This is a genomic window from uncultured Dokdonia sp., from assembly GCF_937910895.1.
GTDB lineage: Bacteria > Bacteroidota > Bacteroidia > Flavobacteriales > Flavobacteriaceae > Dokdonia.
Map to the genome: position 1 here is coordinate 68,838 of NZ_CALEMI010000161.1, position 26,438 is coordinate 95,275.

Sequence of the window (26,438 nt, forward strand, 5' to 3'; positions counted from 1 at the left end):
GTCGAAATTATTTAATTAATTGTAAATCAATTTATTGAAAGCAAAATACATCAATTTTATAGCTTTAATAAGGGCTATGCGATATCGAATCACATAGCCCTTATTTTGTAAATCATTCTAGTGTTTATGAGTAAAAGTGGCTGTATCTACAGACGTTTCATATTCATCAGAAATCGTGAAGAAATCTACACATTTCTTAACACTCTTTTTATTGTCTAAAACACTACCCTTTCCCCTGCATTTCCTCTAATTCTTCTATCCATGAAGTTGGTGATATAGAATACAAAACTTCGCCTGTTTCTGCATCAATATATATTAGCATCCCTTTTTCTTCAAGTCCCCACTGAACAACATATTCAACAACAAATTGATTTAAAAACTCACCCTTTTTCTTACCATAAAGAACCTCTTGGTTTTCGTTAAAAGTAATTTTTTCAATCTCCTCAATCTCTAAATATTCTCTCTTTCGTTCTTTCAAATAACTTTTTGCTACTTTGTATGCATGCTCTTTTGTAATCATAGTAGATTTATTTTTTATTAATTATTTCACTCATTTTTATTTCTCTACGAATTTCAGGTATTTTTTCAATATCAAAATTAAAATCTATAGGTTCAATACTATTCTTCTTATAAACTTTTTCATTTAAATATCTTAATGCATGTTTCAACTCTTCTTTAGTAAAATACTTTCTATATTGACTTATTTTATCAAAAACTGAACGTTCTTTAATTAATTCTCCTGGTGTATTTCTACCACCTAAAGCTAAGTATTTTTTAAGTCCCAATGATTTTGCATGCCTAAAATGCATAAATTCATGGAAAAATTCATAAACAGTAGACCCTTTTCTTAATACAATAGTCATTTTTTTACCATCTGTTATAAAAAGTGCAGCTGCGCCTTCTGGCATTTTAGCTGGAACGCCTTTGCGTATAAAGAAACCATCTATAATTTGAGATCCCTCTAAAGCATGAAGTTCTAATTTAACTCCCATTCTAGCTAACCAAGATTTCAATAACTTCAAATTAGATCTTGTTAGTCTTTGTCCACCCCGTCTACCCCTACCACTGACAGAAAGAACATTATCCCAACTTTCCAATAAATCAGACTGAGAAGGTTTTACTTTTATCCCTAATATAGATTCCAACCTCTTTCTTACATAATCTAAAAACTTCCCATTAATAATCGCTTGTATCAACTCATCAAACTCAGCGCGTAAAAAACGTAAAATATCTGTTGTAGAGGCTACTACTTTTTTACCTGCTTGCTTTGCTAGTTTTATTCCTGCTTGTGTAGCTTTTGTAGATGCTCTAGAAATCTTATTTGCTAAACTAACAGCAAGCGAAGCGCCTCCTGTAAAAAAGGCAATAATGGCATCAAAAACTACCTCAAAAATAATAGCCCCTAAAATGAACGCTATAAAATAACGAGAGACATTTTTTAGTTTTTTATATATGCTATCTACCAAAGCAACAAATTGAGTGCTGGCAGTAATGAAGTTTAATAACAACCCATTAAATATCTTTTCTGAGCGCTCACTCAACGTCTCTATAAGATCTTCAACAAACTCTAAGCTTTGCCCGCTTTTATCAAATTCTTCTCTGGAAAAAGGTTTTTCTAATTCTAGAATAGCAAAATTATCTATAATATATCCAATTATTAATACCACAAGTTGTAATAAGGAGATCAGACCATTAATAATTCCGCATAACAATGCATTAAATAAAGCAGTATTAGTGTTAATCTTCTCTTTTATAGTATTTATAAAGACTTTTGCTTGATTGACAATCGCTTTTATTTTTGTAAGTAGTTGACGCACCTGATCAGGTAATTTGTCCTGATATATAGCTCTTGCAAATAATACAACAGCATCATCTGCCACACCTGGAATTACTTGAGTAATAGCTTGTGGATTAAATAAGATGCTATCGAAGTTATTGACAAAATTTACTAAATGATCAAAGCCTTTGTCTTTTACACTATTTGTGTTCTTATTGTTGGTGGTTAAAAAATCTTTAGTGCGTGTTTCAAAAAATACAGGAATGATAGGCTCATATTCTTTTTGTGTGCTAGCTCGCCATTTACCATATTCATAATTCTTAGCGGTAAATTTCCACTCTTCCATTTTATTAGATCCAGCATAGATCCAATTTGCAAGATCATTATTTAATCCTAATAGATATTTAAACATCGTTTTGTCATTTAACAAACCCGACAATTCAAGATTTATAGCAGTTAATAAAACATCTGTTTCAATTCTGAGACGATTTGCCACCACAGATGACCATTCAGAAAGTGTACGTACTTCTCTATCGCCAAGGCGTATCACTGTTTTTCTTGCAGAAATTTTTTCCATTAACACCTTTCGTTCGGTACCGAACTTGACTCTACAAGCAGTTCCGAAAAAATCTAAGGATGTATCATCTCCTTTTTCATAATAGATAAACAGTTGTTTCGAAGAAGGCAAATCTTCAGGAGCTTGAGAATTATATTTTTCAAAAACAGCTACTCCAGAGACTAAAGGGATTAATTTATAGGTATAGCCATCATTTGCATCTATTGACTGCGTCAACCCTTCCTCTATATCTAGATAAGAATGGAACAAACTCTCTTCTCCAAAAGGAGATTGGTATTGTCCAAAAAATTGATTTTTGGAGAATCCATCTATTGTATTAGCCATACTTCTTCTTTTTAATCTTCATAAAACATTTTTAAGTAAGCGCATACTTATCACATCCAATGATGTTAATACATCAGACATATCAAACAATTGTTTGAGGTAGGTATAACGGTAAATAAGTGTGTGGTGTGGCTATTATGCAAAAAGAAAGACCACTAACGCTTCACATAATAGCATACAAGTATAAAACAAAATATCACATTATACAAATAATGATTCAATTATTTTGTAATATATTTTATTAAATATGAAAATGCTCTTTTAATAAATCACTAAATCAAACATTTGTATGTTTTTTTCAATTTTATTCCATTCAGAATAAAATACAAAAAGGAGTGCTTAAAATCTAAGCACTCCTTTTGTATGACTCTCTGTTTTCCTATCTCTTTTTAAAAAACTACTATTCTTATTTCCCAGAAAATTCGGCTTTGCGTTTTTCTAAAAACGCCGTGGTACCTTCTTTAAAATCTTCGGTGCCAAAACAGCTGCCAAAGGCTTCTATTTCTGAGTCAAAACCATTCATCCCGTCTGTAAATCCAGCATTAATGGCTTTAATTCCTGCAGCAATCGCCACCGATGAGTTATTCATAATTTTACTCCCTATTTTTTGGGCTAGTGGTAATAGTTCTTCTTGTGCCACAATATGATTCACCAATCCGTAATCTAATGCCGTATTAGCATCAATCATTCCTGCGGTCATAATCATCTCCATCGCACGGCCTTTTCCTACCAATTGTGGTAAACGTTGCGTCCCTCCATAACCAGGAATGACACCTAAGGATACTTCTGGCAATCCCATACGTGCGTTATCACTTGCCACTCTAAAATGTGCCGCCATCGCAAGCTCAAGACCACCTCCTAATGCAAATCCATTGACTGCGGCAATGACTGGAGTGCCTAAATTTTCTACAAAATCAAACAAGTCTTCTTGTCCTTTTCTAGCTAACTCAGCACCTTCTTCAATAGAAAAATGAGCGAATTCAGAAATATCAGCACCAGCAACAAAAGCTTTCTCTCCTGTTCCTGTGATGATAATTACTTTGGTAGAAGTATCGGCGTCCGCTTTCGCGAAAGCGTCATGCAACTCCCCAATCGTCTCCGTATTTAAGGCATTTAACTTTGAAGGTCTGTTTATAGTAATGGTCGTAATCCCATTAGTTTGATCTGTAAGAATGTTGTTGTAGCTCATATCTCTTTATTTTTCCTTGGTCGCAGGCAGGATTTTCTCATCAAAGTCAACCTTGTGAAGGTCTCGACTGCGCTCGACCAGACAATGATTGTATTTTATTTTTAGTCTTTAGGAAAAGTTACTGTAAATACCGTTCCTTTTCCTTCTTCGGATGTAAAAGTAATGGTTCCGTTATAGGTTTCCATAATATTTTTTACCATTGCAAGTCCTAATCCCATCCCACTGTTTTTAGTGGTGAATTTTGGTTCAAAAATTTTAGAGGTATTCTCTTCTGTAATTCCTATTCCGTTGTCACTTACGGTGATTTGAACCGTATTATGAACCGATTGTACATCTACAAAGATTTTAGGGTCTGTTGTGTTTTTTGTCGCTTGAATCGCATTTTTAACCAGATTGGTCACCACTCGGATGAGTTGAGTTCTATCAAATTTTGCAAGAATTTCTTGGTCAGCTTTCGCGAAAGCGATATTGCGTTCCCTAAAAATATCTAACGCTAGTTTTATCACCTTAGGGACATTTAACGTCTCGCTTTGCTGTGCGGGCATATCTGCAAAATTTGAAAAAGCAGAGGCAATACTACTCATCGTATCTATCTGCTGAATCAGGGTGTTGCTATATTCTTTAAGCTTCACATTAATTTCGGGATCTTCAGGGTCAAAACGACGCTCAAAACTTTGCACGGTTAATCGCATTGGCGTCAACGGATTTTTGATCTCGTGAGCCACTTGTTTTGCCATCTCGCGCCAAGCTGCCTCACGTTCATTTTGAGCAAGCTGCGCGGCGCTTTCTTCCAATTCGTCAATCATTCCATTATACGCCGAAACTAATGTTAATAGCTCTGTAGGAAGGCTATGGGTGTCTACTTTTTTATTGCGTTTGTCTAATTGTGTTTCCTTAATTTTTTCTTCTATATTTTTAAGGCGAAGTGTAATATACCGCGCTAAAATATAGGCAAGAAAGATCGCTGTAAAAAAAACAATAAGTGCGACAACTCCAATACGTATCAAGATTTCTCGCATCTCCTTATTGATAAAAGAGTCACTATCTTCATATTGTATTTGAAGAATAGCTAAACGTTTAAATTTTGGATCATTTATATACGAATACGAAATTTGTTGAGGTGTCTTGGTGTTGATGCGCTCTACATATCTTTTTTCTAAAGCACCAGCAAGTGTATCTAAAATACGTTTAGGAATAGCTTCCTTTGCTGGACTCTCAAATAATTTTTCGGTAGTAGATAATAAAGGTTGTCCTTCAAGGTCATAAAGGGTTATGTTTTCTCCATGAATACGTGCTATATCGTAAATTTCATCCTTAAAAATAAATGGCACCTTGTCTGTACGCATTTGATAAGTGGTCGTTTCAAGGGTTCTGTCAATTTCCTTTTTTATCGCATTTTCCTTACGCTCCAAACGATCAATATTATAATCTTTTACTTGCTCTCGGTATTGATAAAACGTGATTCCTGAGATTAAGGCAAAGGCAATCAATACTAATACGAGCATTGAAGTAAAAATGCGAAAGCTTAAAGATTTCCTATCAAAATTGAGCACAGACTATTGTATATATTGAATGACTAAGGTACTAAGATTGTGATTGTATTGCGCAATTATCACGCCAATAATCAATATTAAGCATCTGGATTTTTTTCTTGGATTTTTCGATATAATCGGATACCAAGCATTAACAATACGCCTAAACCTATAATCCCTATAACCCCATATATCCAGTGGGTAGCGCTTTTTGTAACTGCTAGAAAAACAACTGCAAATAAAATAAGGGTAGCGCCCTCATTCCAGATACGCATAAACTTGGAGGTATATGCAAACTGTCCCTTTTGTAATTGCTTGTGAATGCTCCACGTCTTTGCATGATAGATATATAGCAATATGACAAATCCTAGTTTTATTTGCATCCAGGGTTGTTCCAATAATCCTGGAGAGATATGTAATAGTAAGAAAGCAAAAAGTGAACAAAGCACTAAAGAAGGGCCTGTAATGATCTTCCAAAGGCGCTTTGCCATCAGCCCTAATTGCTTGCCTAAAATCTCACGATCTGGAGAGGGTTTTTCATGTGCCTCTATTTGATATACAAAGAGCCGTGGCATATAAAATAAGCCTGCAAACCACGTGACCATAAAAATGATATGAAGTGCTTTTATATAAAAGTAATATTCTGCCATGTGGCAAAGATACGAAGGTCATCTTGATTAAGATAAGGTCAGCTTTAGATCCTATAAGTATATACTAAATCCGATAGCACTTACGACTCCTGAAGTCTCAACCTCAAAGTCACTATCTTTTGGGCTAGTCTTCAAATTATTATATCCAATAGTAAAATCTACAGAAAAATGTTTGCTGAATAGAAAAACAAGACCTACTCCCGCTTCATATCCAAAAAGGTTTTCACGATTTTTTGAATCTGTTTCGGTTGAACTACTTCCAACTCCTATACTAGCATACACAATAGGCCTAATGTTGTCTTCTAAAAAATAATATCTTGCAAAAGATTGTGCGAGGATAGAAGAGGTTTTGGTTTCTCCTCCATTTTCAAAATCTAATTTGTTACTTCTATATCGTACTTGTAGTCCAGTTACCAAATTATCAATGATAAAATAACCCGCTCTAGGACTGACAGAAAATGAGGTTTCTTTTTGAATATCTCTTTCTCCAAAAAAAGGATCATTTATTGTCACATTTTGACTAAGGAATCCAAAATTAGATCCTGCGCCTAATAGAAATGTGCCTTTACTTGTGGGAGAATTTTGATACTCATCAGACTGACCGAAACTAGAAGTCATACCAATAGTTAAAATTAAAAAAAAGAGTAAAAATTTCATGCCAAGAATATTTTAAAATGAGTCTGTGAAACTATCCATTTCTATATAAGATCATATTAGGTAAAGGTTAAATATTAAATCAAAAAAACCTAACAAATTGCTTTGTTAGGTCCCTTTATGTGTACTATTTCCTTTTTTAATCCTCCACAAACAGATAATTCAGCTTCAAGCTATTAAACTCTGTATTAAACTGAGCCACCTCTGCATCTAACATAGCGTCAAACGCTTCTAATTGTTTTGCAATAGCAGCCGCTAGCTCATTTTTTACAGCAACATCTTGATCTGTCGGTCCAAAATCTCCCATCCCCACAAGGCTATTTAAATGCCCTAGCTTATTGGTTAATTTAATCGGGAAGTTTAAAGGATCTTGACCCGAACGATTCTTCGTTTGGTATAATTCCTTTTCTATTTCTCCAAACTCTTCCTGCATCTTCTTTGCTTTTTCGCGGAGATCTGCGGTACGCGTATCGTCTTTATACTGTGCTTCAAACGCTTTTAATAGGGCGTTTATTTTTCGTATTTTCTTAATGCTTTGATGTGCACGATCTACCGTCTTATTAACATCAGATATAAAGTCATGCTGTCGTTGCATATCGGCTACTGTTGCTTCAGCATTAGGATTTGGCTTGATCATAAATGATTGTGTTTGTTCTTCACCATTTACATTCAACACTACTTTATAATTTCCTGGAACGGCTTTTGGACCATCAAGGCTTGCCCACCAAAGAATCATTCCTTCGAGTTGCTCTGCGCCATCTGTACGGGTGTTCCAAGCAAATAGATTACTTCCTTTTTTTGCTTCTAATTGATCTTTCTTTTCTTTTGCACCCGTACTAAAAGATTGTAAGGTATCTCCCGCCACGGTCATATAGGTAAGTGATATAGTATCTTTCTTATTATCAAAATCTTTTATATTAAAATAGGTCATCACGCCGCTAGGATGGTTGGTTCCTGTTGTGAGGCTTTCTCCACGGCCACCACCTCCCATACGGTAGGTGTCTTTTGGCTTAAAAAGATGGTTTGATCCCGCTTTCGCGAAAGCGGACTGATGCAACATCCCCAAGTCATCTATAATCCATAAACTACGTCCTTGTGTGGCTACAATAAGATTATTGTCTTTAATGGTAAGATCTGTAATCGGTACAATAGGAAGATTTAACTGAAAAGATTTCCAGTTATTTCCATCATCAAAACTGATGTACATTCCTGTTTCTGTTCCAGCATATAATAATCCTTTTTGTTTTGGATCTTCACGTACGACACGGGTAAAATGCTCTGAAGGAATTCCGTTAGTTATTTTTTTCCAAGACTTTCCATAGTCGGTAGTTTTGTATAGATACGGAGCAAAATCGCCTGACTTGTATCGCGTTCCTGCGATATAGGCTGTTCCTTCGTCAAAGGCACTTGGCTCAACACTATTAATCATCATCCACTCTGGCATTCCTTTTGGGGTTACATTTTCCCAAGTGTTGCCTCCATTTTGACTTACATGTACCAATCCATCATCACTTCCTACCCACAATAATCCTTCTTTAAGAGGAGACTCGGCAGCAGCAAAAATGGTGCAGTAATACTCAACAGATGTATTGTCTTGTGTGATCGGACCTCCAGAAGATTTCATTTTTTCTGGATCATTACGTGTTAAATCTGGGCTGATCACTTTCCAGCTTTGTCCTTCGTTTTCACTTACGTGTACATTTTGTGAGAAGGTATATAAACGGTCAGGATTGTGCTTACTAAAAATAATAGGGAAGTTCCATTGAAAACGGTATTTCATATCTTCTACACCATGTCCCATAGGATTATCTGGCCATACAGAAACAGAGCGTACCGTATTTTTCTCGTGATTGACTCTTGTTAAGAAACCATCATAGCTTCCTCCATAGACAATTTCATTATTTTCTGGATCTACCGCAATATGAGCGCTCTCGCCTCCGGCTGTACTTTCCCAATCGTCTTCAGAAATACTTCGTCCTTCCGTGCGATGCGGAATACGAATGGTACTATTATCTTGTTGTGCGACATAAATTCGATAAGGAAATGCATTATCTGTGGTGACACGATAAAACTGCGCTGTCGGCTGGTTCATATAGGTACTCCAACTACGACCTCCATCATACGTTACCTGAGCACCACCATCGTCTCCTATAATCATACGATTTGGATCTTCTGGGGCAATCCATAAATCATGGTGATCGCCATGAGGTGCATTGTAGGTACTAAACGATTTTCCGCCATCAGTGGATTTATGATAATTTACATTGAGAACATATACGGTATTTTCATCTTTGGTATCTGCATATAAACGTGTATAATACCACGCTCGCTGACGTAATTTACGTTCATCATTGATTTTCGTCCATTTTATCCCTCCATCTTTGGACGTGTATAGACCTCCTTCTTTTTCATTTTCCACCATTGCGTAGAGGCGGTTGCTATTTACAGGAGATACGGTAATTCCCATAATCCCTAAAGTGCCTTCTGCAAAACCTTCGTTGGTTGAGATTTCTGTCCACGTATCACCTTCATCAGTACTTTTCCACAGTGCAGACCCATCACCTCCAGAACTCAAACTGTACGGTGTACGTCTTGCATTCCAAGTAGTGGCATACAAGATTCTGTGATTGGTAGGATCTATAATTAAATCGACAACGCCGGCGTCTGCATTGCTAAACAACGTCTGTCTCCACGTTTTTCCTCCGTCAATACTTTTATATACACCTCGTTCTTGTATGGGTTTATAGATATTTCCTAATACGCCTGCATATACAATATCTGAATTGGTAGGATGTACGCGGATACGAGGTATATGACGACTGTTTTTAAGTCCCATTTGTTTCCACGTTTGACCTGCATCTACGGTTTTCCAGATGCCATATCCTGAAGATACGTTTCCGCGAAGGGTTTTTTCTCCTCCGCCTACATAGATCACATTAGGATCACTTTTAGAAACGGCAACAGCACCGATACTCCCGCCAAAAAAGCCATCAGAAATATTTTCCCATTCTTTTCCGCCATTAATAGTACGCCATACACCGCCACCAGTACTTCCCATATAAAATAAATCAGGTTGTCCAGGCACGCCTGTTACTGCGGCGCTTCGCCCACCTCTAAAAGGTCCTATTAATCGATATTCTAGTGCTTCATACGAAGATGGGTCTGGTGTTTGTGCATTAGTTTCTAGTGCCATTCCTGAGAGAATACTCAGGAAAAGGAAGAGGATGTTCGTTTTCATTGAATTTTGGTTTGGTATTACGATAGAAATTTAAGGAATTCTTAAGAAGGATTCCTGATTTAGGAGTTTTTTAACGTATTTGATAAACAAAAAACCCTTTTACAAACAGGGTTTGGGTTAAGTACGCTTTCGCGAAAGCGGAAAAAGAAACATCACCCTTCTTCTTGAACGGCAAGGTTCGTTTTGACTTCTCTGTTGAGATAATATCCTGTGACAACTGTCGAAAGAACATCGGCTATTGGAAACGAAATCCACACGCCCCAAACTCCTAAAAACCGAGGTAATATAAGAATCAACGGAATTAAGAAAAACCCTTGTTTTGTTAAACTTAAAAGCAAGGCTGGCACCGCTTTTCCAATCGCTTGAAAATAAGCCGCACCAATTAATTGTATAACTATAACAGGAGTTGCCGCAAATACCCATCGTAACGCATTGGGTGTACGCTCTATTAAAACCTTATTGTCTGCAAGCCCTTGTGCGTCTGCATTGCTATTGCTTATAAACCATGAGACAAAGAAATCTGGAACTGCCATGATAATAATAAAAATGGCAAGTGCAAGTCCGCCTGCATATAAAATGGAGATATTTATAGTTTCGCGTACGCGGTCATACTTATCTGCGCCATAGTTATAACTCGCTATAGGCATAAAACCTTGAGTAACTCCTATGACTGGAAAGAGTGCAAACATTAACATCCTACTAATAATACCATAGGTTGCCACGTCTAAAGCATCCCCATAGCTTATAAGCACATTATTCAATAATATAGTGAGTATGGAAATAACGCCTTGACGAGCGAGTGTGACCGCACTTAATCCTGAAATTTCTGAAACAATTTTTCTTTTTAACTTTAAGCATTCTGCAACGACTCTAAGTTCACTTTTGAAAATAAAAAACCATACGATAAAGGCAAAGCAAATGGCATAACTGATAAAGGTTGCCCAAGCGGCACCTTCCATTCCGTAGTCTAATACGTTTATAAGTAAGTAATCCATCCCAATGTTACCGATGGCTGGAAGGATCATAGCATACATAGCAAACTTTGGTTTTCCTTCTGCACGGATGACGTTATTACCCATCATACACATAGCTAGCATTACGATTCCGTATAATACAATACGATAATACGTGAGCGCCATATCCTTAAATGAATCGTCTGCTCCAAAAAACTCAATAAGCGTATCTTGAAAAATGAGTCCTGATGCGGCTAGTAATCCAGAAATGAGAAATGTAAGTGTGATCTGATTTCCAAAAACGCGAAGGGCTTTATCATCATCTCCGGAGCCTAAGGCGCGAGATAATACGGAGCTTCCGCCAATTCCTACCGCAAGACCTATTGCTGCAATAAAAAAGGTAATAGGAATGACAACAGTTATTGCACTAATTGCTAGTGGACCAATCCATCTTCCTACAAAGATGGTATCTACAATCATATTAAGCGACATGACCAAAATACCTATAGAGGCAGGAACCGCTTGTTTAATAAGCAGTTTTGAGATAGGCTCTGTGCCTAAAGCTGTAGAATTTTTTTTGGACAAACTAGTGTTTTATATTATGCAAGATGCAACCCCTTTTTTAATAACAGTGTTAATGTAACGTGAAATTAGACGGTCACCATTTCTGCGGTTTCCCAATCTTTAATCCATCCTGCAATCACTGCAGCCCAATCATCCCGATCATTGAGGCATGGTATAGTTGTAAATTCCTTTCCTCCAGCTTCGTGGAAAATTTCTTCTCCTTCCATAGCGATCTCTTCTAGAGTTTCCAAACAATCAGAAACAAAGGCGGGTGTGACAATCGCCATTTTCTTAAATCCTTCTTTCCCCATACGTTCTATCGTACGATCGGTGTAGGGTTGTAGCCAAGGGTCAAATCCTAAACGTGACTGAAACGATGTGGAGAAGGTACCAGGCTTTAGGTTTAGGTATTTGCCTACGTTACGAGTAGTCTCATAACATTGGTGACGGTAACAAAACTCATGTGCTTTTGAAGCCGCGCTACAGCAACTACCATCGATCTTACAATGTATTTTGGTTATATCACTCTTACGGATATGTCTTTCTGGAACTCCATGATAACTGAATAACAAATGCTCATAATCCAGTTCTTTAAGATGTTCTCCTATACTTTCTGAAAGTACTTTTATATAATCTTCTCTATGATAAAAAGCAGGAACATCTGTGATCTTCATCTTAGGAAAATGCTTGGCACGAAGTTCTTCTGCAAGGACAACAATAGTTTCTGTTGTTGCCATGGCATGTTGAGGGTACAAAGGAAGTAACATCACTTCATCTACACCCTGGTCATGTAATTTTTGCAGACCTTGATGTATAGAAGGTGTCCCATAACGCATTGCAATCTCTACAGGTAGTTTTGTGTGTGTTTGTACTTTCTTTTGTAAACGCTCTGTAAGAACAATAAGCGGTGAGCCTTCTTCCCACCATATTTTACTGTAGGCTTTGGCACTTTGCTTAGGCCGTGTGTTTAAGATAATTCCTTTTACAAGGAGTGCTCGTGCTGCATACGGGACATCAATCACCCGCTCATCCATCAAAAATTCTCCTAAATATTTTTTTACATCTTTAGGGTCTGTGCTTTTTGGAGATCCTAAATTAACGAGTAAAACACCTTTGCTCATTCTTTTTTCTTTTATCTATGTATCGCTATACTAAACTAGCTCTTTTTTGAATTGTCTAATCTTCGTTAAATTTAATTAAACAAAACTTTGTGCGCAAAAATACGGAGTATCTCACAATACGCATTACGAAAAGTATAAGAGTTTTTGATAGTACTATTCTAAACACCACAAGATAGCTTCTTCCAAGTGCTTTCTAAAACCGACTTCTGTATACGATTCTTTGGTATGACCACCTCCCGTGTAAAATGCTTTTCCTCCGTCATATAGATGATACCACGCGATAGGGTGATTTGCACCGTTAGTACCTCCTTCGTAGCTGGTTTCATCCAATTGTAATACAGGCGTAATATCGAGATTGATCTCTTTATAATTATACCACTCATCTTCTCTTGAAAAGCTTTTTTCGAGATGCGATGTACTTCGGTGTTTATTTGTCGTTTTTGTGAGTCTTGCGTTTCTAATATTGGGATCATTAGGGTGACTTTCAAAATATCCGCCTACTAATTTTCCGTACCAAGGCCAGTCATATTCTGTGTCGGCAGCAGCGTGGATTCCTAGATAGCTTCCTCCTCCTTGGATGTATTTTTCGAATTTCTTTTGAGCATCATCATCTAATACATTTCCTGTAGTGCTTAAAAAAATAATGGCATCATATTGTGGTAAAAAAGCGGTAGAAAAATGCGTGCTATCTTCGGTATGTTCTACGACAAAATTATGTGTATTTCCAAAATCTTTGATAGTAGCCACGCCTGTTTCAATAGATTTATGTCGCCATCCTAGTGTTTTAGTAAACACCAATACCTTCTTCGTATGGGTTTGCTTCTCCGTGGCAAGTTCTGTTTCTTTTGATGTTGTATGTTTTTTCGCGCAAGCGGAAAAAAGAAATAACACGAAGAGAGGTAACAATAAAAATTTAGTGCTCATACGTTTATATTTTATCCTAATGACATCAGGTATTTCTTGGGAGTGGTCCCAAATTTCTTTTTAAATCCTGCTATAAAATGACTGGACGTACTATAGCCTACTTTCAATCCAACTTCATTGACGTTATACTGACCCGATGCGAGTAATTGCCGAGCGACTTCCATTTTGTAATCAAATAAAAAGCTATACACAGAATCTCCATAGATTTGTTTAAATCCTTCTTTTAGCTTCTTTAAGGAAAGTCCTATTTCTAAAGAAAGCTCTGACAAGGTAGGTGGCTCTGCCATACGACCAATAATGATTTCCTTAGCTTTTTTGATTTTGGTGACATTATCTTCATCAGCTAGAAAAGGGCATTGAGCAACATCTGCATCGGCAGGACGATTGAAATACAGACTTAACAATTCGTAGGCTTTCCCTTTAAAGTACAAATCCTTAATACTAGGATGTAAATTATAGTTCATTAATTGATTCAACACAATTGCCATACTGGGAGTAACAGCCCCGTCTTTATAATATTTACGATCTTTATTTTCTTCGCTTAAAAAGGTTATATAATTCGCTTCGCGCGAAAAAAGACTATGAAACTTCTTAATAGAAACCAAAATAGAAACTACCCAAGTATCGGGTTGTAACTGAAGATTCATAGGTAAATCTCGTTGCGGATTATAAAGCAATAACGATTGGTCTTCTGGCATCGGCAATCGATAGGCACCATTATTAAATGTAAAAACGGATTGCCCTTTTAAACAAAAATGAAACTGGATCACACTGCTATCTACATCACGTACAATTTGCCTATTGATAGCTAACGCATTAGAAAATGTCAGTATAGAAAAGCCAGATTCTAGCACAGTCTCTGTCTCTAAACCTTGAGCGATACTTTTTTGATCGGCTTGAAGCTCCATCTCATTTGTTTTATTTAGAATCATTCTAATTAATGTTGGACTAATAATGCTTACAACACTACTAAAATAAGGTGTTTTAAGGAATTCTGTACGTAGAAATACCTGAATTTAATCATTTCGACAATTTTGGAACGTCTAGCGTTACTTTTTTACGTAGAAGCAAGATATTTTTGCGTGACCATGAAAAACTTGAATTCTTCAGAATTTTACGTCATCGGACTCAGCTACAAAAAAGCAGATGCCGAAGTTCGTGGACATTTTAGCATCTCTGAAGAAGCTCAAGAGCTTATTCTTTCAAACGCAAAAGCAACTGGTGTAGAAGCACTCACGGTCATCTCTACTTGTAACCGCACCGAATTATATGGTTTTTCACAAAGTCCTTCACAACTCGTACATCTTTTATGTGAGCATACCCAGGGAAGTGTCGCTGAGTTTGAAAAGGTATCTTACGTTTACGAAAGTGATGATGCTATCCAACATTTATTTAAAGTAGGAACGGGGCTAGACAGTCAGATTCTAGGTGATTTTGAAATTATTGGTCAGCTTAAAGTTGGATTTAAAAAAGCAAAAGCACATAACTTAGTCAATCCTTTTATGGATAGATTGATTAGTAGTGTGATTCAGGCAAGTAAGCGTATTAAAACGGAAACAGAAATCTCATCTGGCGCCACTTCAGTAAGTTTTGCTGCTGTGCAATATATTATGGCGCGTGTGCCCTACGTTTCTGAAAAGAACATCTTACTTTTTGGAACAGGAAAAATAGGACGTAATACCTGTGAAAACCTCATTAAGCATACCAAAAATGAGCATATTACACTTATAAATCGCACCAAAGAGAAAGCTCAAAAAATAGCAGGAAAGTTTAATTTATTGGTAAAAGACTACGCAGATATTCAAAGTGAAATTTCACAAACAGATGTTCTCGTTGTTGCGACTGGTGCTCAAAAGCCTACCATTACAAAAGAGCTTATTTATACAAAAAAACCATTGCTTATTCTGGACTTATCGATACCTAAAAATGTATCAAACAATGTGACGGAGTTGGAAAATGTGACACTGATTCATCTGGATCAACTTTCTAAAATGACAGATGACACCTTAAAACGTCGTCAGAAATATGTTCCAAAAGCAGAAGCAATTATCACGCAAACTACAAAAGAGTTTAAGGCATGGCTTTCTACACGTGCATTTGCTCCTACCATCCAAGCACTAAAGACGAAACTGAATGACATCAGTTCTTTAGAATTAAACAATCATCGCAAAAAAATAGATAGCTTTCATGAAGAGCAAGCTCAAGTAATTGCAGATCGTTTGATACAGAAAATTACCAATCGATTTGCAAACCACTTACGTACGGCAAATGGCAGCACGCAACAAAGCATTGAACTTATAGAAGCTATTTTCCAACTAGAAAAAATAGACAGTGAATAGAGTCATACGCATCGGGACTCGTGATAGTGAGCTCGCATTATGGCAAGCAAAAACGGTACAACAACAACTCGAAGATCACGGTTACAAAACAATACTCGTTCCTGTAAAATCGACTGGGGATCTTGTATTAGACAAACCATTATACGAATTAGGTATTACGGGTATTTTTACAAAAACACTCGATATTGCGATGCTTAACGGCACTGTAGATATTGCGGTACATAGTATGAAAGATGTTCCAACAGCTCTTCCTATAGGTATTGTTCAAGCTGCGGTGTTAGAACGTGCTGCAACACAAGATATTTTGGTGCATAAAGGAGCTCCAGACTACACTAAGCCGTGTACGATTGCAACGGGAAGCCTTCGGCGGCAAGCGCAATGGCTTCATAAATATCCGCATCATCATACAACAGACATCCGCGGAAACGTAAATACCCGTTTACAAAAACTAGCCGATAGTCATTGGACTGGGGCTATTTTCGCGAAAGCGGGATTAGAACGCATCAACGTCCTTCCAGAAAATTACGAAGTCCTTGATTGGATGACACCAGCACCTGCACAAGGCGCCATGCTTATTGTCGCTATGGAAGAAGATGATTTTTGCACCTCCGCTTGCGCGAAATTAAACCATACCGATACCGCATTGTGTACCCATATTGAAAGAGAATTTTTACGCACACTAGAAGGAGGATGCACCGCTCCCATCGGAGCCCTTGCTACGATCCAAGATGAGGTTATTGATTTTAAAGGTGTTCTGTTCTCTCTAGACGGAAAAACAAAAATAGAAGTCAACGAACGGTTATCCGTCTCTCATAGCCAAGGATTTGGCACAGATTGCGCTTTAGACATCTTAGATAATGGTGGTCGCAAATTAATGAAAGAAATTAAAGAAGCTATTAAAAAATAAATTGCCCTCATCCCTAACCCTTCTCCCGCTGAGAAGGGAAAATTATGAAAAGGATTTCTAAAAAAGATATCGCTAGACATTTAAGACAGGAACAAACTCCTGCAGAAGAGTTTTTATGGGAAGTCCTTAGAAACCGTCAGTTTGAAGATCTTAAATTTAGGAGACAACACCCTATCAAGAATTATATTGTTGATTTTTGCTGTTTAGAGATTATGCTTATTGTGGAACTTGATGGAGGATATCACAATACCATAGATCAAAAAGAAAAAGACGAACTAAGAGATATTCATTTAAGACAATTAGGGTATCGTGTTTTACGCTATAAAAATAACATTGCTTTAAAAAATCACACCATCATATTAAACGATATATCAATTCGTAATAAGGAACAAACTCCTTCTCCTTTAAAGGAGAAGGCTGGGATGAGGATACTCTCCACAAAAAAACTACAACCTAACCAGCGAGAACTCATTCTCAACGCAGGTCTAAGTTTTGTGGAGTATGATGCGATCTCTATGAAGCCTATTGATTTTGACCTTCCTGAATCACTAAAAAATGTGATCATTACAAGTCAAAATGGAGCGAAGTTCTTTATAGAAAAGACCCAAGAACTCGCCTCTCTTTCAGGAGAGGAACTAGAGGTGAGGTGTTTTTGTGTCGGAGAAAAAACCACAGCCCTTTTAAAGAAAAATGGCTACAACGTGATCAAAACATCTCAAAACGGGGCGACATTAGGTCATGATATAGCAGAAAACCATAAAAAAGATTCTTTTACCTATTTCTGCGGAAAACAACGCAGAGAAGAATTACCCAACATATTAAAAGAAGCTGGGGTTACCTGCAACGAAGTGGTGGTTTATGAAACTCATATAAACGAGCAAATATTCAACCAGATATTTGACGGGGTACTGTTTTTTAGTCCTAGTGGTGTAACCGCTTTCGCGAAAGCAAACTTGAAAAATACATCACTCCTTGAAGAAAGGAAAAAGGAGAGGTGTTTCTGCATAGGAGAAACCACCGCAGCAGCAGCAAGAAAATACACAAATCAAGTCGTTGTGTCTAACGCAACTACCATAGAGAGTACGATTGCAAAAGCAGTCAATACATTAAAAAAATAATCCTTCTCCCCTCTCTTTTAAAGGAGAGGGGGCTGGGGGGGTGAGGATAAAAAGAATTAAATAACTAATTACCCGTCTACGCGGGCATTGAAAATGATAAAAAACGATTTATTTTTAAGAGCATTAAAAGGAGAAAACGTAGATCGCCCACCCGTATGGATGATGCGTCAGGCAGGAAGATATCTTCCAGAGTTTATGGAAATCAAAGCCAAATATGATTTCTTTACCCGTTGCCAAACCCCCGAACTCGCTAGTGAAATTACCGTACAACCCATACGTCGTTATGGAATGGATGCGGCTATTTTATTTTCGGATATTTTGGTGATTCCGCAGGCAATGAATATTGAGGTGGAGATGAAGCCTAATATCGGTCCTTGGCTTCCTAACCCTATTCGATCTGCAAAAGATGTAGATCAAGTGATTGTTCCAGACATTTATGAGACGTTAGAATATGTCATGGAGGCGATCAAAATGACCAAAGAAAAACTGAATGATGATATCCCTTTAATAGGCTTTGCTGGAAGTCCGTGGACGATTCTTTGCTATTGTGTACAAGGACAAGGTTCAAAAAACTTTGATAAAGCTAAAGAGTTTTGTTTTACACAACCCCTCGCAGCTCATACCTTATTACAGAAGATTACAGATACCACTATTGCCTATCTTAAAGAAAAAGTAAAAGCAGGGGTAAATGCCGTTCAAGTTTTTGATAGTTGGGGAGGGATGCTTTCTCCAGAAGATTACCAAACCTTTTCTTGGCAGTATATCCAGCAAATCATTGACGCCTTAAAGGACGAATCGCCAGTGATCGCATTTGGAAAAGGATGTTGGTTTGCACTAGACACCATGGCAAAATCGGGTGCTTCGGCATTGGGTGTAGACTGGACGGTAAGTCCTCGTAATGCACGATATTTGACAGGTGGCAATATCACCTTACAAGGTAATTTTGATCCTACGCGTCTTTTTTCGCCTCCGAGCGAAATCAAACGAATGGTACACGAGATGATTCGTGCTTTTGGAAAAGATAAGTACATTGTCAATTTAGGGCATGGGATTTTACCTAATATCCCGCTTGAAAATGCAGGTGCTTTTATAGAAGCTGTCAAAGAATATAAAGAATAAGTGAACCTCAACAAGGTCATAAAATCAATGGACATCAAGCAACTCTGGAGTCTTGCAGGGCTTTGCTTACGACATCCTTTATATGTTTTGCCTACCTATAAAGCAACACGTAAAACCGTTAAGATTTGTGATCAAAAGTTTGGGAAAGCACATCATAAAAATGGCCGTGCCAATGCCTTTAGACATGCGCTATGGAACGCGCTTATTGTTCATAGATGTAACCGGTGGGCTTCTATTGAGAAAACAAGCGCTTGGGCAAAACGCATCACCGATTGGCATGAAGATTTTTCGGTAAATGCTCCTTTAGAAAGAGCTATGGATTTACATAATAATCACATAGGACGTACCTTTGCACAAAAGCATTACGATGTAAGTGAGTCCCAACTCATACAATTGGTGATGGTGTTAATTCCGCTTTCGCGAAAGCGAACAACTATCAAACAAATGCAAGAGCATCCTGATGCATTAATACATATAGAAGATGATTAAAGGTATTTTTAACGGACTTAAAACCTACGGAAACTCTTTTGGGCTTGTCACAAAACTAGGCTTATGGAAATACTTTGCAATTCCCATGGTGATTAGTTTACTTACAGCGACCATTATTATAGTTTCTGCGTACAGTCTTTCTGACAATATTGGACATTGGATAGAACAAATTTGGCCTTGGGAATGGGGGAAAAAAGGCTTTTTTATTTTTGCCGAAATCCTAAGCGCTTTGTTGATCGTTGCCGTTGGTTTTATACTTTATAAACATATTGTCATGGCATTAAGCGCTCCTTTTATGAGTCCTGTTTCAGAAAAGATTGAAGCACATTTATTAGGTGCAAATCATACACACAGGCAAACTAGTTTTGGCGCTCAGTTATGGCGTGGGATTCGCATTAACGTACGTAATCTAGGTATGGAATTACTCTTGACGATTCCTATATTATTGCTAGGACTTATTCCCGTTATTGGTATTGTTTCGACAGTTCTCTTGTTTTTAACACAAGCGTATTATGCTGGTTTTGGAAATATGGATTATACGTTAGAACGCCATTTTACCTATGAAAAAAGTGTACGATTTGTACGAAATAATAAAGGACAAGCTATAGGAAATGGTATTGTTTTTATGTTGTTTTTATTGATTCCAGTGATTGGGGTTATTTTGGTACTACCCCTCTCTGTGACAGCTGCCACCAAACAAACAATTGGATTATTGCCTCCAAGAGAAGATATAAAACTCACTATAGATCCAACAGAGACAAAGCAACTTAAAAATTAGTGATTAACAAAAACAAAGTACGATCCATACATTCTAAAATAAAAACTTGTGAAAGACTTATTTGTATCCTACATCCATACCTTACAAGACACTATCACTGCTCGTCTGGAAACGATAGACGGTAAAGCTATCTTCCAAGAAGATGTATGGAAACGTCCTGAAGGTGGTGGTGGTCGTACACGTGTGATTGAGAAAGGAAATATCTTTGAAAAAGGAGGTGTCAATATCTCTCAAGTACACGGGAAATTACCAGAAACCATGCAACAGTATTTTGGGGTCAAAGATGCTAACTTCTTTGCCTGCGGACTCTCACTAGTACTACATCCTAAAAGTCCGATGGTGCCTACCGTACATGCCAACTGGCGTTATTTTGAAATGTATAATAAAGAAGGAGTAATTGTAGACCAGTGGTTTGGCGGTGGTCAAGATCTGACGCCTTATTATCTTTTTGATGAAGATGCGATTCATTTTCATACGGTGTGTAAAAAAGCCTGTGATGCCCATGACCCTACATTCTATCCAACATACAAAGCGCGTTGTGATGCATATTTCTACAATGCACATCGTCATGAAGGTCGTGGTTTAGGAGGACTATTTTTTGACTATCTCAAAAAAACAGAAGAACGGTCTATGCAAGATTGGTACAACTTTGTCACGACGGTAGGTGATAGCTTTTTAGAAGCCTATATTCCTATTGTGGAGCGTAGGAAGGATACCGCTTTCGCGAAAGCGCAAAAAGACTGGCAAGAAATCCGTCGCGGTCGGTACGTAGAATTCAATCTTGTACACGACAAAGGCACTTTATTTGGTCTCAAAACCAATGGGCGTATTGAAAGTATTTTAATGAGCCTACCGCCTGTGGTACAATGGAAATATGATCATCATCCCGAAGAAGGAAGTGATGAAGCACGACTTTTGAAAGTATTAAAGAATCCCAAAGAGTGGGTGTAGACATCTTAACCAAATCGCCCTTGTTTTGGTTTTAAAACAGAGGGTTTTTAATTTGGTAAATTTGTAATAGAAAAAGAATAGCAAAATACAATTGTATGTATCCATTACGAAGAAATCGTAGATTAAGAACTTCTGAGGCGATCCGAAGTCTGGTAAGAGAAACTGTTATTACACCCAACGACTTTATTGTACCGCTTTTTGTGGTAGAAGGAAAAGGGATTCGAGAAGAAATTCCGTCAATGCCTAATTATTACAGACAGAGTTTAGACCTTCTCGAAAACGAAATAAAAACACTTTGGAGCATGGGTCTCAAATCTGTGTTACTATTTGTGAAAGTTCCTGACAATCTAAAGGATAATAACGGAACCGAAGCTTTAAATCCTGACGGACTTATGCAACGTGCTATCAAAACGGTAAAAGACGCATGTCCAGAGATGATTGTCATGACGGATGTAGCACTAGATCCTTATTCTAGTTATGGACATGATGGTATTGTTGGAAACGGAGAAATTCTCAATGATGCTACTAATGCTGCACTTGCTAAAATGGGATTATCTCATGCGCAAGCAGGTGCTGATATTTTAGCACCAAGTGATATGATGGATGGTCGTATTTATGAGATGCGCACAGTATTAGAAGAAGAGGGTTTCTACCATACAGGCATTATGAGTTATAGTGCCAAATATGCTTCTGCCTTTTATGGCCCTTTTAGAGATGCGCTAGACAGTGCTCCTGCTGATATACAGAATGTCCCAAAAGACAAAAAAACGTATCAAATGGATTTTGCAAATCGTGATGAAGCGGTCAAAGAAACCCTAATGGATATTGAAGAAGGCGCCGATATTGTGATGGTCAAACCAGGACTTTGCTATTTGGATATTGTACGTGATATCCGAGATGCGGTAGACGTTCCCGTGGCTGTATATCAAGTAAGTGGTGAATATGCCATGTTAAAAGCAGCAGCAGCAAAAGGCTGGTTAGATCACGATGCCGTCATGCTAGAACAAATTACAGCGATAAAACGTGCAGGAGCACACATGATTGCTAGTTACTCTGCAAAAGATGTTGTAAAATTACTGGGGTAATATAAAACAACAAAAGCCACTCTCGCGAGTAGCTTTGTCAATTTTATAATCGTAATTTCTTACTTGTTGTTAGCGTATTTTGCGCTTACAGCTTCCCAATTAATCACATTAAAAAATGCATTGATATAATCAGGACGTCTGTTTTGATAGTTTAAGTAATAAGCGTGCTCCCAAACATCTAATCCTAAGATAGGCGTTCCTCCACATCCTACTCCTGGCATTAGACTGTTATCTTGATTTGGTGTTGAGCATATTTCTACTTTTCCGCCTTTATGTACACATAACCATGCCCATCCAGATCCAAACTGTGTGGCTGCTGCTTTTGAGAATGCATCTTTAAATGCTTCAAAATTTCCATAAGCGGCGTGGATAGCTTCGGCAAGAGGTCCTGAAGGCTCTCCTCCTCCGTCTGGTGACATCACTTCCCAGAATAAGCGGTGGTTATAAAACCCACCTCCGTTATTACGTACAGCTCCGTTTGACATATCAAGATTTGTCAATATATTTTCTATAGTCTTTCCTGCCAAGTCTGTTCCTTCTACTGCTGCATTAAGCTTAGAGGTATATCCATTATGATGTTTACTATGATGAATCTCCATAGTACGTGCGTCTATATGCGGTTCTAAGGCATCATACGCGTAGTTCAATTTTGGTAACTCAAATGACATATCTGTTTAATTTTAAGTGAATAAATCTATTATACACAAAGTTACGTAATCGTGAGAGCAATTAAAACGCTTTATATGTATAAAATTTATATCGCAGTATAGATAGTATTGATACAGCACAAATCAATGTTCTGAGCAGATTGTTTCTGTTTTTCAGTAAAATTTATTTTTTTAAAGCAACCTTTTGGATATGCTTACGTCTTTTATATATGTAGCAATGTTGGTTTTAGTCACATTCTTACATTTTAAGTTATTTGGTTAGGTTTGTTTAGAAAAGCTACTCGGTTTCGAGTAGCTTTTCTATATTTAGACCGATGGTATCTTCACACAGTTTAACGGTATTAAATGCTTCGGCGGGATCTGGAAAGACGTATAGTCTTGTAAAAGCGTATGTCACCACATTACTTACCAGTGAAAATCCAAAAAAATATAGACAGCTTCTTGCGATTACTTTTACAAATAAAGCTGTACAAGAGATGAAAGAACGTATTTTGGGAACATTGAATGCATTTAGCAACTACACTACTTCTCAGGATTCCGTTCCAGATATGTTATCTACTATTGCAGAAGAAACAGGAGAATCTCCAATAACAATTGCAAAAAAAGCCACTCAAATCCTACATTCGATTTTACATAATTATGCGGCTTTTGATGTGGTGACTATAGATACACTCACGCATCGTATTCTCAGAACATTTTCTAAAGATCTAGAAATCTCTGGAAATTTTGAAGTATCCTTAGACAGTAAAACGCTTCAAGCAAGAGCGGTAGATGCGCTTATTGATAGTGCTGGACAGGATAAACGTATTACTGATATTTTAGTCGAATTTGCACTTCAAAAAGCTGATGATGATAAAAGTTGGGACATTACTAGAGATCTTCAGGAGATTGCGCGTTTGCTTTCCAGCGAAAATGATGCGCCGTATGTAACCCAATTAAAATCCAAAACACTGGATGATTTTGATGCCTTAAGAAAGGTGTTGAGTCAGCTTGAAATTTCGCTTAAAGCGAACATAAAAAATAGCGCTACCACACACTTAGAGTTGATACACAGTTTAGGGCTCGATGAAACCCATTTTTCTGGAAAATATTTTTATAACCATTTGGTCAAACTACAGCAAAGTCCGCTTGAGGTAGATTATAACGCAAAGTGGAAACAAGAGATTGATAGTTATCCATTTTATAAAAAAGCAGAGAAGCAACCCATAAAAGATGATATAGATAGTATCCGCGATTCACTTATCACCTGTTTTAAAGAAACCAAAAATGGGTATTACAAACTTCAACTCATTTTAGAATTTTCAAAAAAAGTAGTGCCCCTTTCTGTACTACAACTAATAAATCAAGAACTTCAAAAAATCAAAGAAGATGAGAATATTCTTTTAATCTCAGATTTTAATGCGTTGATCTATAAATCGCTGAGAGAGCAGCCTGCTGCTTTTATTTATGAACGTTTGGGAGAGCGATACACCAATTATTTTATAGATGAGTTTCAGGATACTTCGGTGGTGCAATGGCATAATTTGATTCCGTTGGTAGATAATGCGATTGCTGCAGATACGCTGGATACTGTTAAAAATAGCTTGCTTCTCGTTGGAGATCCAAAGCAAGCGATTTACAGATGGCGAGGAGGAAAAGCAGAACAATTCATAGATCTAGCTAACGACATTCATCCTTTTTCAATTAGTAAAGCTGAGATACAACAACTTGGAACCAACTACAGAAGTTATTCTGAAATTATCGATTTTAACAATGGTTTTTTTACACATATCGCTTCCTCTTTTAAAGATCCAATGTATACATCTATTTATCAAACGGATAATAACCAACGGCTAAACCATAGGAAAGGCGGATTGGTCTCTATACAATTTGTAGAAGCAGATACCATACAAGATGCTGATGAGCTTTATACAGAAGAAGTCTTAAAAATTATCAATAAGGTAGTAGCTCAAGGGTTTATTAAAAGTGATATTTGTATTCTTACCCGAAGCAATAAGCATGGGTCCCATATTGCTCAATATCTAGCAGCAAATCAAGTAAAAGTAGTCTCTTCTGATAGCCTTTTGATACATAGTGCGCCATCCGTACGATTTGTACACGCACTTTTAGAATTGCAATTGCAACCCAACACCCCTCAAATCACACTAAAAATTCTCTCATTTCTAGCCAATAAATTTAAGACAGAAGATGTTCATGGCTTTTATGACCGTTGGGCAAAAGCACCTACCGCCGAGCTTATAAAGAGCCTAGAAGAAAGACAGATTTATTACTCACCTTCCTTATTTGAATCATTGAGCTTATATGAAGGTGTAGAATATCTTGTACGCGCCTTCCACTTAGAAAGAGAAGCCGATGCGTATTTGTTTGGATATCTCAATAGCATTTTTGAATATACTCAAAAAAATAATGGTGGCCTCATCGGGTTTTTGGCTTATTGGGAAGAGAAGAAAGATTCCTTAAGTATTGTTGCGCCTACCCAAAGAGATGCGGTACAAATTATGAGTATCCATAAGTCCAAAGGACTTGAGTTTACGGTTGTGATTTACCCGTATGCCGATTCTGATTTGTATTCTTATCGCAATGAGCATCATTGGTATCCTACAGATCCATCTGATTTTGCAGGTTTTGAGTATTTACTTATAGGGCACAAAACAGACGTCGCTTCGTATAGTTCGCATGGATCGCTTTTGTATGATGAGCGTATGGCACAGCAACAGTTTGATGCTATTAATATTTTATATGTAGCCCTTACCCGAGCTGTAGAAAGGGTGTATGTGTTGTCACGCTTTCGCGAAAGCGGAACCAAAACAACTCCCGATAGTGATCCAAAAACATTTAGCGACCTATTTGTATCCTATCTCAAAGAAAAAGAGCTATGGAATGGATCTGAAGAAGCTTATGTGTTTGGAGAAGCCCTTCTGAAGGAACAAAACGATCCCAAAGATGCCAAAAAAATGGTGACGATTCCTTTTTTATCTTCTTCAAAAGAATCCCACAACATTCACACCATTACAAAAGCTGGTTTTTTATGGAATGAAGAACGACAGAGTGCTATCACTTATGGAAATTTAATTCATGAACTTATGGCTAAGATTATAGATCGTCAAGATTTAGATCACGCCGTTTCTGAAGCCGTCTTTGAAGGAATTATCTCTGTTGAAGAAAAAGAGGTTGTAAAAGCTGTGCTGTCTACCGTTTTGAATCATCCTGAATTGCTTCCGTATTTCTCTCAAGTAAATACCGTATATAATGAACGACAAATTCTTTCGGTAGATGGCACTGTACATATTCCTGACAGAATAGAGATCTTACCTGAAGGAGACGCTGTTATTATGGATTATAAAACAGGAATCCCCTCAGAAAATCACGCGTATCAAATACAGCAATACGCCCAATTATTACATGAGATGGATATTGCCATCAAACATCTATTTTTAATATATATTAACAAAGAGGTCACTATTATTAAGGTATAATAATC

At 37.3% G+C, this 26,438-nt stretch carries 21 protein-coding genes; 9 read left to right on the forward strand and 12 right to left on the reverse strand.

Annotated elements, in window-relative coordinates:
* Positions 1-223: 223 nt before the first annotated feature.
* From Q0505_RS20305 to Q0505_RS20355, 11 genes are all read right to left on the reverse strand, one after another.
* On the reverse strand, positions 224-520 hold the full coding sequence (locus tag Q0505_RS20305; RefSeq protein ID WP_299217169.1) for a hypothetical protein: 297 nt from the start codon (positions 518-520) through the stop codon (positions 224-226).
* Between the two features lie 7 nt (positions 521-527).
* A complete protein-coding gene (locus Q0505_RS20310; protein ID WP_299217171.1) occupies positions 528-2,678 on the reverse strand; it encodes a zincin-like metallopeptidase toxin domain-containing protein in 2,151 nt (716 codons plus the stop codon).
* A 406-nt stretch (positions 2,679-3,084) separates the two neighbouring features.
* Positions 3,085-3,867 carry an enoyl-CoA hydratase-related protein gene (locus tag Q0505_RS20315; RefSeq protein WP_299217173.1) on the reverse strand — a complete coding sequence of 261 codons (783 nt, stop codon included), beginning with the start codon at positions 3,865-3,867 and terminating at the stop codon, positions 3,085-3,087.
* Positions 3,868-3,968: 101 nt separating this feature from the next.
* Complete coding sequence (locus Q0505_RS20320; RefSeq protein ID WP_299217176.1) at positions 3,969-5,372, reverse strand: HAMP domain-containing sensor histidine kinase; 1,404 nt, start codon at positions 5,370-5,372, stop codon at positions 3,969-3,971.
* 125 nt (positions 5,373-5,497) lie between these two features.
* Positions 5,498-6,049: a CopD family protein gene (locus Q0505_RS20325; RefSeq protein WP_299217179.1), complete on the reverse strand. Its 552-nt coding sequence runs from the start codon at positions 6,047-6,049 to the stop codon at positions 5,498-5,500.
* Positions 6,050-6,100: 51 nt separating this feature from the next.
* Positions 6,101-6,706 (reverse strand): outer membrane beta-barrel protein, encoded by a 606-nt coding sequence (locus Q0505_RS20330; protein ID WP_299217182.1) that lies wholly within the window; start codon positions 6,704-6,706, stop codon positions 6,101-6,103.
* 136 nt (positions 6,707-6,842) lie between these two features.
* Positions 6,843-9,896, reverse strand: coding sequence for a glycosyl hydrolase (locus Q0505_RS20335; RefSeq protein WP_299217365.1), 3,054 nt, complete (start codon positions 9,894-9,896; stop codon positions 6,843-6,845).
* Positions 9,897-10,093: 197 nt separating this feature from the next.
* Positions 10,094-11,479: an MATE family efflux transporter gene (locus Q0505_RS20340; protein WP_299217185.1), complete on the reverse strand. Its 1,386-nt coding sequence runs from the start codon at positions 11,477-11,479 to the stop codon at positions 10,094-10,096.
* A 65-nt stretch (positions 11,480-11,544) separates the two neighbouring features.
* Positions 11,545-12,579 (reverse strand): ferrochelatase, encoded by a 1,035-nt coding sequence (gene hemH, locus Q0505_RS20345; protein WP_299217188.1) that lies wholly within the window; start codon positions 12,577-12,579, stop codon positions 11,545-11,547.
* 153 nt (positions 12,580-12,732) lie between these two features.
* The gene (locus Q0505_RS20350; protein ID WP_299217192.1) at positions 12,733-13,503 is read right to left on the reverse strand and encodes a ThuA domain-containing protein; all 771 of its coding nucleotides are present in this window, start codon (positions 13,501-13,503) and stop codon (positions 12,733-12,735) included.
* Between the two features lie 11 nt (positions 13,504-13,514).
* A complete protein-coding gene (locus Q0505_RS20355; RefSeq protein ID WP_299217195.1) occupies positions 13,515-14,435 on the reverse strand; it encodes an AraC family transcriptional regulator in 921 nt (306 codons plus the stop codon).
* A gap of 156 nt (positions 14,436-14,591) precedes the next feature.
* Here Q0505_RS20355 and hemA point away from each other — a divergent pair, with 156 nt between their 5' ends.
* From hemA to hemB, 8 genes are all read left to right on the forward strand, one after another.
* Entirely contained in the window at positions 14,592-15,842 is a 1,251-nt protein-coding gene (gene hemA / locus Q0505_RS20360; RefSeq protein ID WP_299217198.1) for a glutamyl-tRNA reductase, read from the forward strand.
* Positions 15,835-16,749 (forward strand): hydroxymethylbilane synthase, encoded by a 915-nt coding sequence (hemC, locus tag Q0505_RS20365; protein WP_299217201.1) that lies wholly within the window; start codon positions 15,835-15,837, stop codon positions 16,747-16,749. The genes hemA and hemC overlap by 8 nt, the downstream gene beginning before the upstream one ends.
* A gap of 44 nt (positions 16,750-16,793) precedes the next feature.
* Positions 16,794-17,867, forward strand: coding sequence for a uroporphyrinogen-III synthase (locus Q0505_RS20370; protein ID WP_299217204.1), 1,074 nt, complete (start codon positions 16,794-16,796; stop codon positions 17,865-17,867).
* A 93-nt stretch (positions 17,868-17,960) separates the two neighbouring features.
* Positions 17,961-18,986: a uroporphyrinogen decarboxylase gene (gene hemE, locus Q0505_RS20375; protein WP_299217207.1), complete on the forward strand. Its 1,026-nt coding sequence runs from the start codon at positions 17,961-17,963 to the stop codon at positions 18,984-18,986.
* 27 nt (positions 18,987-19,013) lie between these two features.
* Positions 19,014-19,475 (forward strand): hypothetical protein, encoded by a 462-nt coding sequence (locus Q0505_RS20380; protein WP_299217210.1) that lies wholly within the window; start codon positions 19,014-19,016, stop codon positions 19,473-19,475.
* Complete coding sequence (locus tag Q0505_RS20385; protein ID WP_299217212.1) at positions 19,468-20,253, forward strand: EI24 domain-containing protein; 786 nt, start codon at positions 19,468-19,470, stop codon at positions 20,251-20,253. The genes Q0505_RS20380 and Q0505_RS20385 overlap by 8 nt, the downstream gene beginning before the upstream one ends.
* A gap of 48 nt (positions 20,254-20,301) precedes the next feature.
* On the forward strand, positions 20,302-21,204 hold the full coding sequence (hemF, locus tag Q0505_RS20390) for an oxygen-dependent coproporphyrinogen oxidase (protein ID WP_299217215.1): 903 nt from the start codon (positions 20,302-20,304) through the stop codon (positions 21,202-21,204).
* Between the two features lie 95 nt (positions 21,205-21,299).
* Positions 21,300-22,289 carry a porphobilinogen synthase gene (gene hemB / locus Q0505_RS20395; protein WP_299217218.1) on the forward strand — a complete coding sequence of 330 codons (990 nt, stop codon included), beginning with the start codon at positions 21,300-21,302 and terminating at the stop codon, positions 22,287-22,289.
* Positions 22,290-22,348: 59 nt separating this feature from the next.
* Here the strand turns inward: hemB and Q0505_RS20400 are convergent, their stop codons facing one another.
* Entirely contained in the window at positions 22,349-22,957 is a 609-nt protein-coding gene (locus Q0505_RS20400; protein WP_299217221.1) for a superoxide dismutase, read from the reverse strand.
* Between the two features lie 314 nt (positions 22,958-23,271).
* Between Q0505_RS20400 and Q0505_RS20405 the strand changes: the two genes are divergently transcribed.
* Positions 23,272-26,433, forward strand: a complete 3,162-nt coding sequence (locus Q0505_RS20405) for a UvrD-helicase domain-containing protein (RefSeq protein ID WP_299217224.1) — start codon at positions 23,272-23,274, stop codon at positions 26,431-26,433.
* Positions 26,434-26,438: the final 5 nt, after the last annotated feature.

Coding starts and splice junctions, on each gene's coding strand:
- Q0505_RS20305 (WP_299217169.1), bottom strand. CDS start 520: ATGATTACAAAAGAGCATGCATACAAAGTAGCAAAAAGTTATTTGAAA.
- Q0505_RS20310 (WP_299217171.1), bottom strand. CDS start 2,678: ATGGCTAATACAATAGATGGATTCTCCAAAAATCAATTTTTTGGACAA.
- Q0505_RS20315 (WP_299217173.1), bottom strand. CDS start 3,867: ATGAGCTACAACAACATTCTTACAGATCAAACTAATGGGATTACGACC.
- Q0505_RS20320 (WP_299217176.1), bottom strand. CDS start 5,372: ATGCTCGTATTAGTATTGATTGCCTTTGCCTTAATCTCAGGAATCACG.
- Q0505_RS20325 (WP_299217179.1), bottom strand. CDS start 6,049: ATGGCAGAATATTACTTTTATATAAAAGCACTTCATATCATTTTTATG.
- Q0505_RS20330 (WP_299217182.1), bottom strand. CDS start 6,706: ATGAAATTTTTACTCTTTTTTTTAATTTTAACTATTGGTATGACTTCT.
- Q0505_RS20335 (WP_299217365.1), bottom strand. CDS start 9,896: ATGGCACTAGAAACTAATGCACAAACACCAGACCCATCTTCGTATGAA.
- hemH (WP_299217188.1), bottom strand. CDS start 12,579: ATGAGCAAAGGTGTTTTACTCGTTAATTTAGGATCTCCAAAAAGCACA.
- Q0505_RS20350 (WP_299217192.1), bottom strand. CDS start 13,503: ATGAGCACTAAATTTTTATTGTTACCTCTCTTCGTGTTATTTCTTTTT.
- Q0505_RS20355 (WP_299217195.1), bottom strand. CDS start 14,435: ATGATTCTAAATAAAACAAATGAGATGGAGCTTCAAGCCGATCAAAAA.
- hemA (WP_299217198.1), top strand. CDS start 14,592: ATGAAAAACTTGAATTCTTCAGAATTTTACGTCATCGGACTCAGCTAC.
- Q0505_RS20370 (WP_299217204.1), top strand. CDS start 16,794: ATGAAAAGGATTTCTAAAAAAGATATCGCTAGACATTTAAGACAGGAA.
- hemE (WP_299217207.1), top strand. CDS start 17,961: ATGATAAAAAACGATTTATTTTTAAGAGCATTAAAAGGAGAAAACGTA.
- Q0505_RS20380 (WP_299217210.1), top strand. CDS start 19,014: ATGGACATCAAGCAACTCTGGAGTCTTGCAGGGCTTTGCTTACGACAT.
- Q0505_RS20385 (WP_299217212.1), top strand. CDS start 19,468: ATGATTAAAGGTATTTTTAACGGACTTAAAACCTACGGAAACTCTTTT.
- hemB (WP_299217218.1), top strand. CDS start 21,300: ATGTATCCATTACGAAGAAATCGTAGATTAAGAACTTCTGAGGCGATC.
- Q0505_RS20400 (WP_299217221.1), bottom strand. CDS start 22,957: ATGTCATTTGAGTTACCAAAATTGAACTACGCGTATGATGCCTTAGAA.
- Q0505_RS20405 (WP_299217224.1), top strand. CDS start 23,272: ATGGTATCTTCACACAGTTTAACGGTATTAAATGCTTCGGCGGGATCT.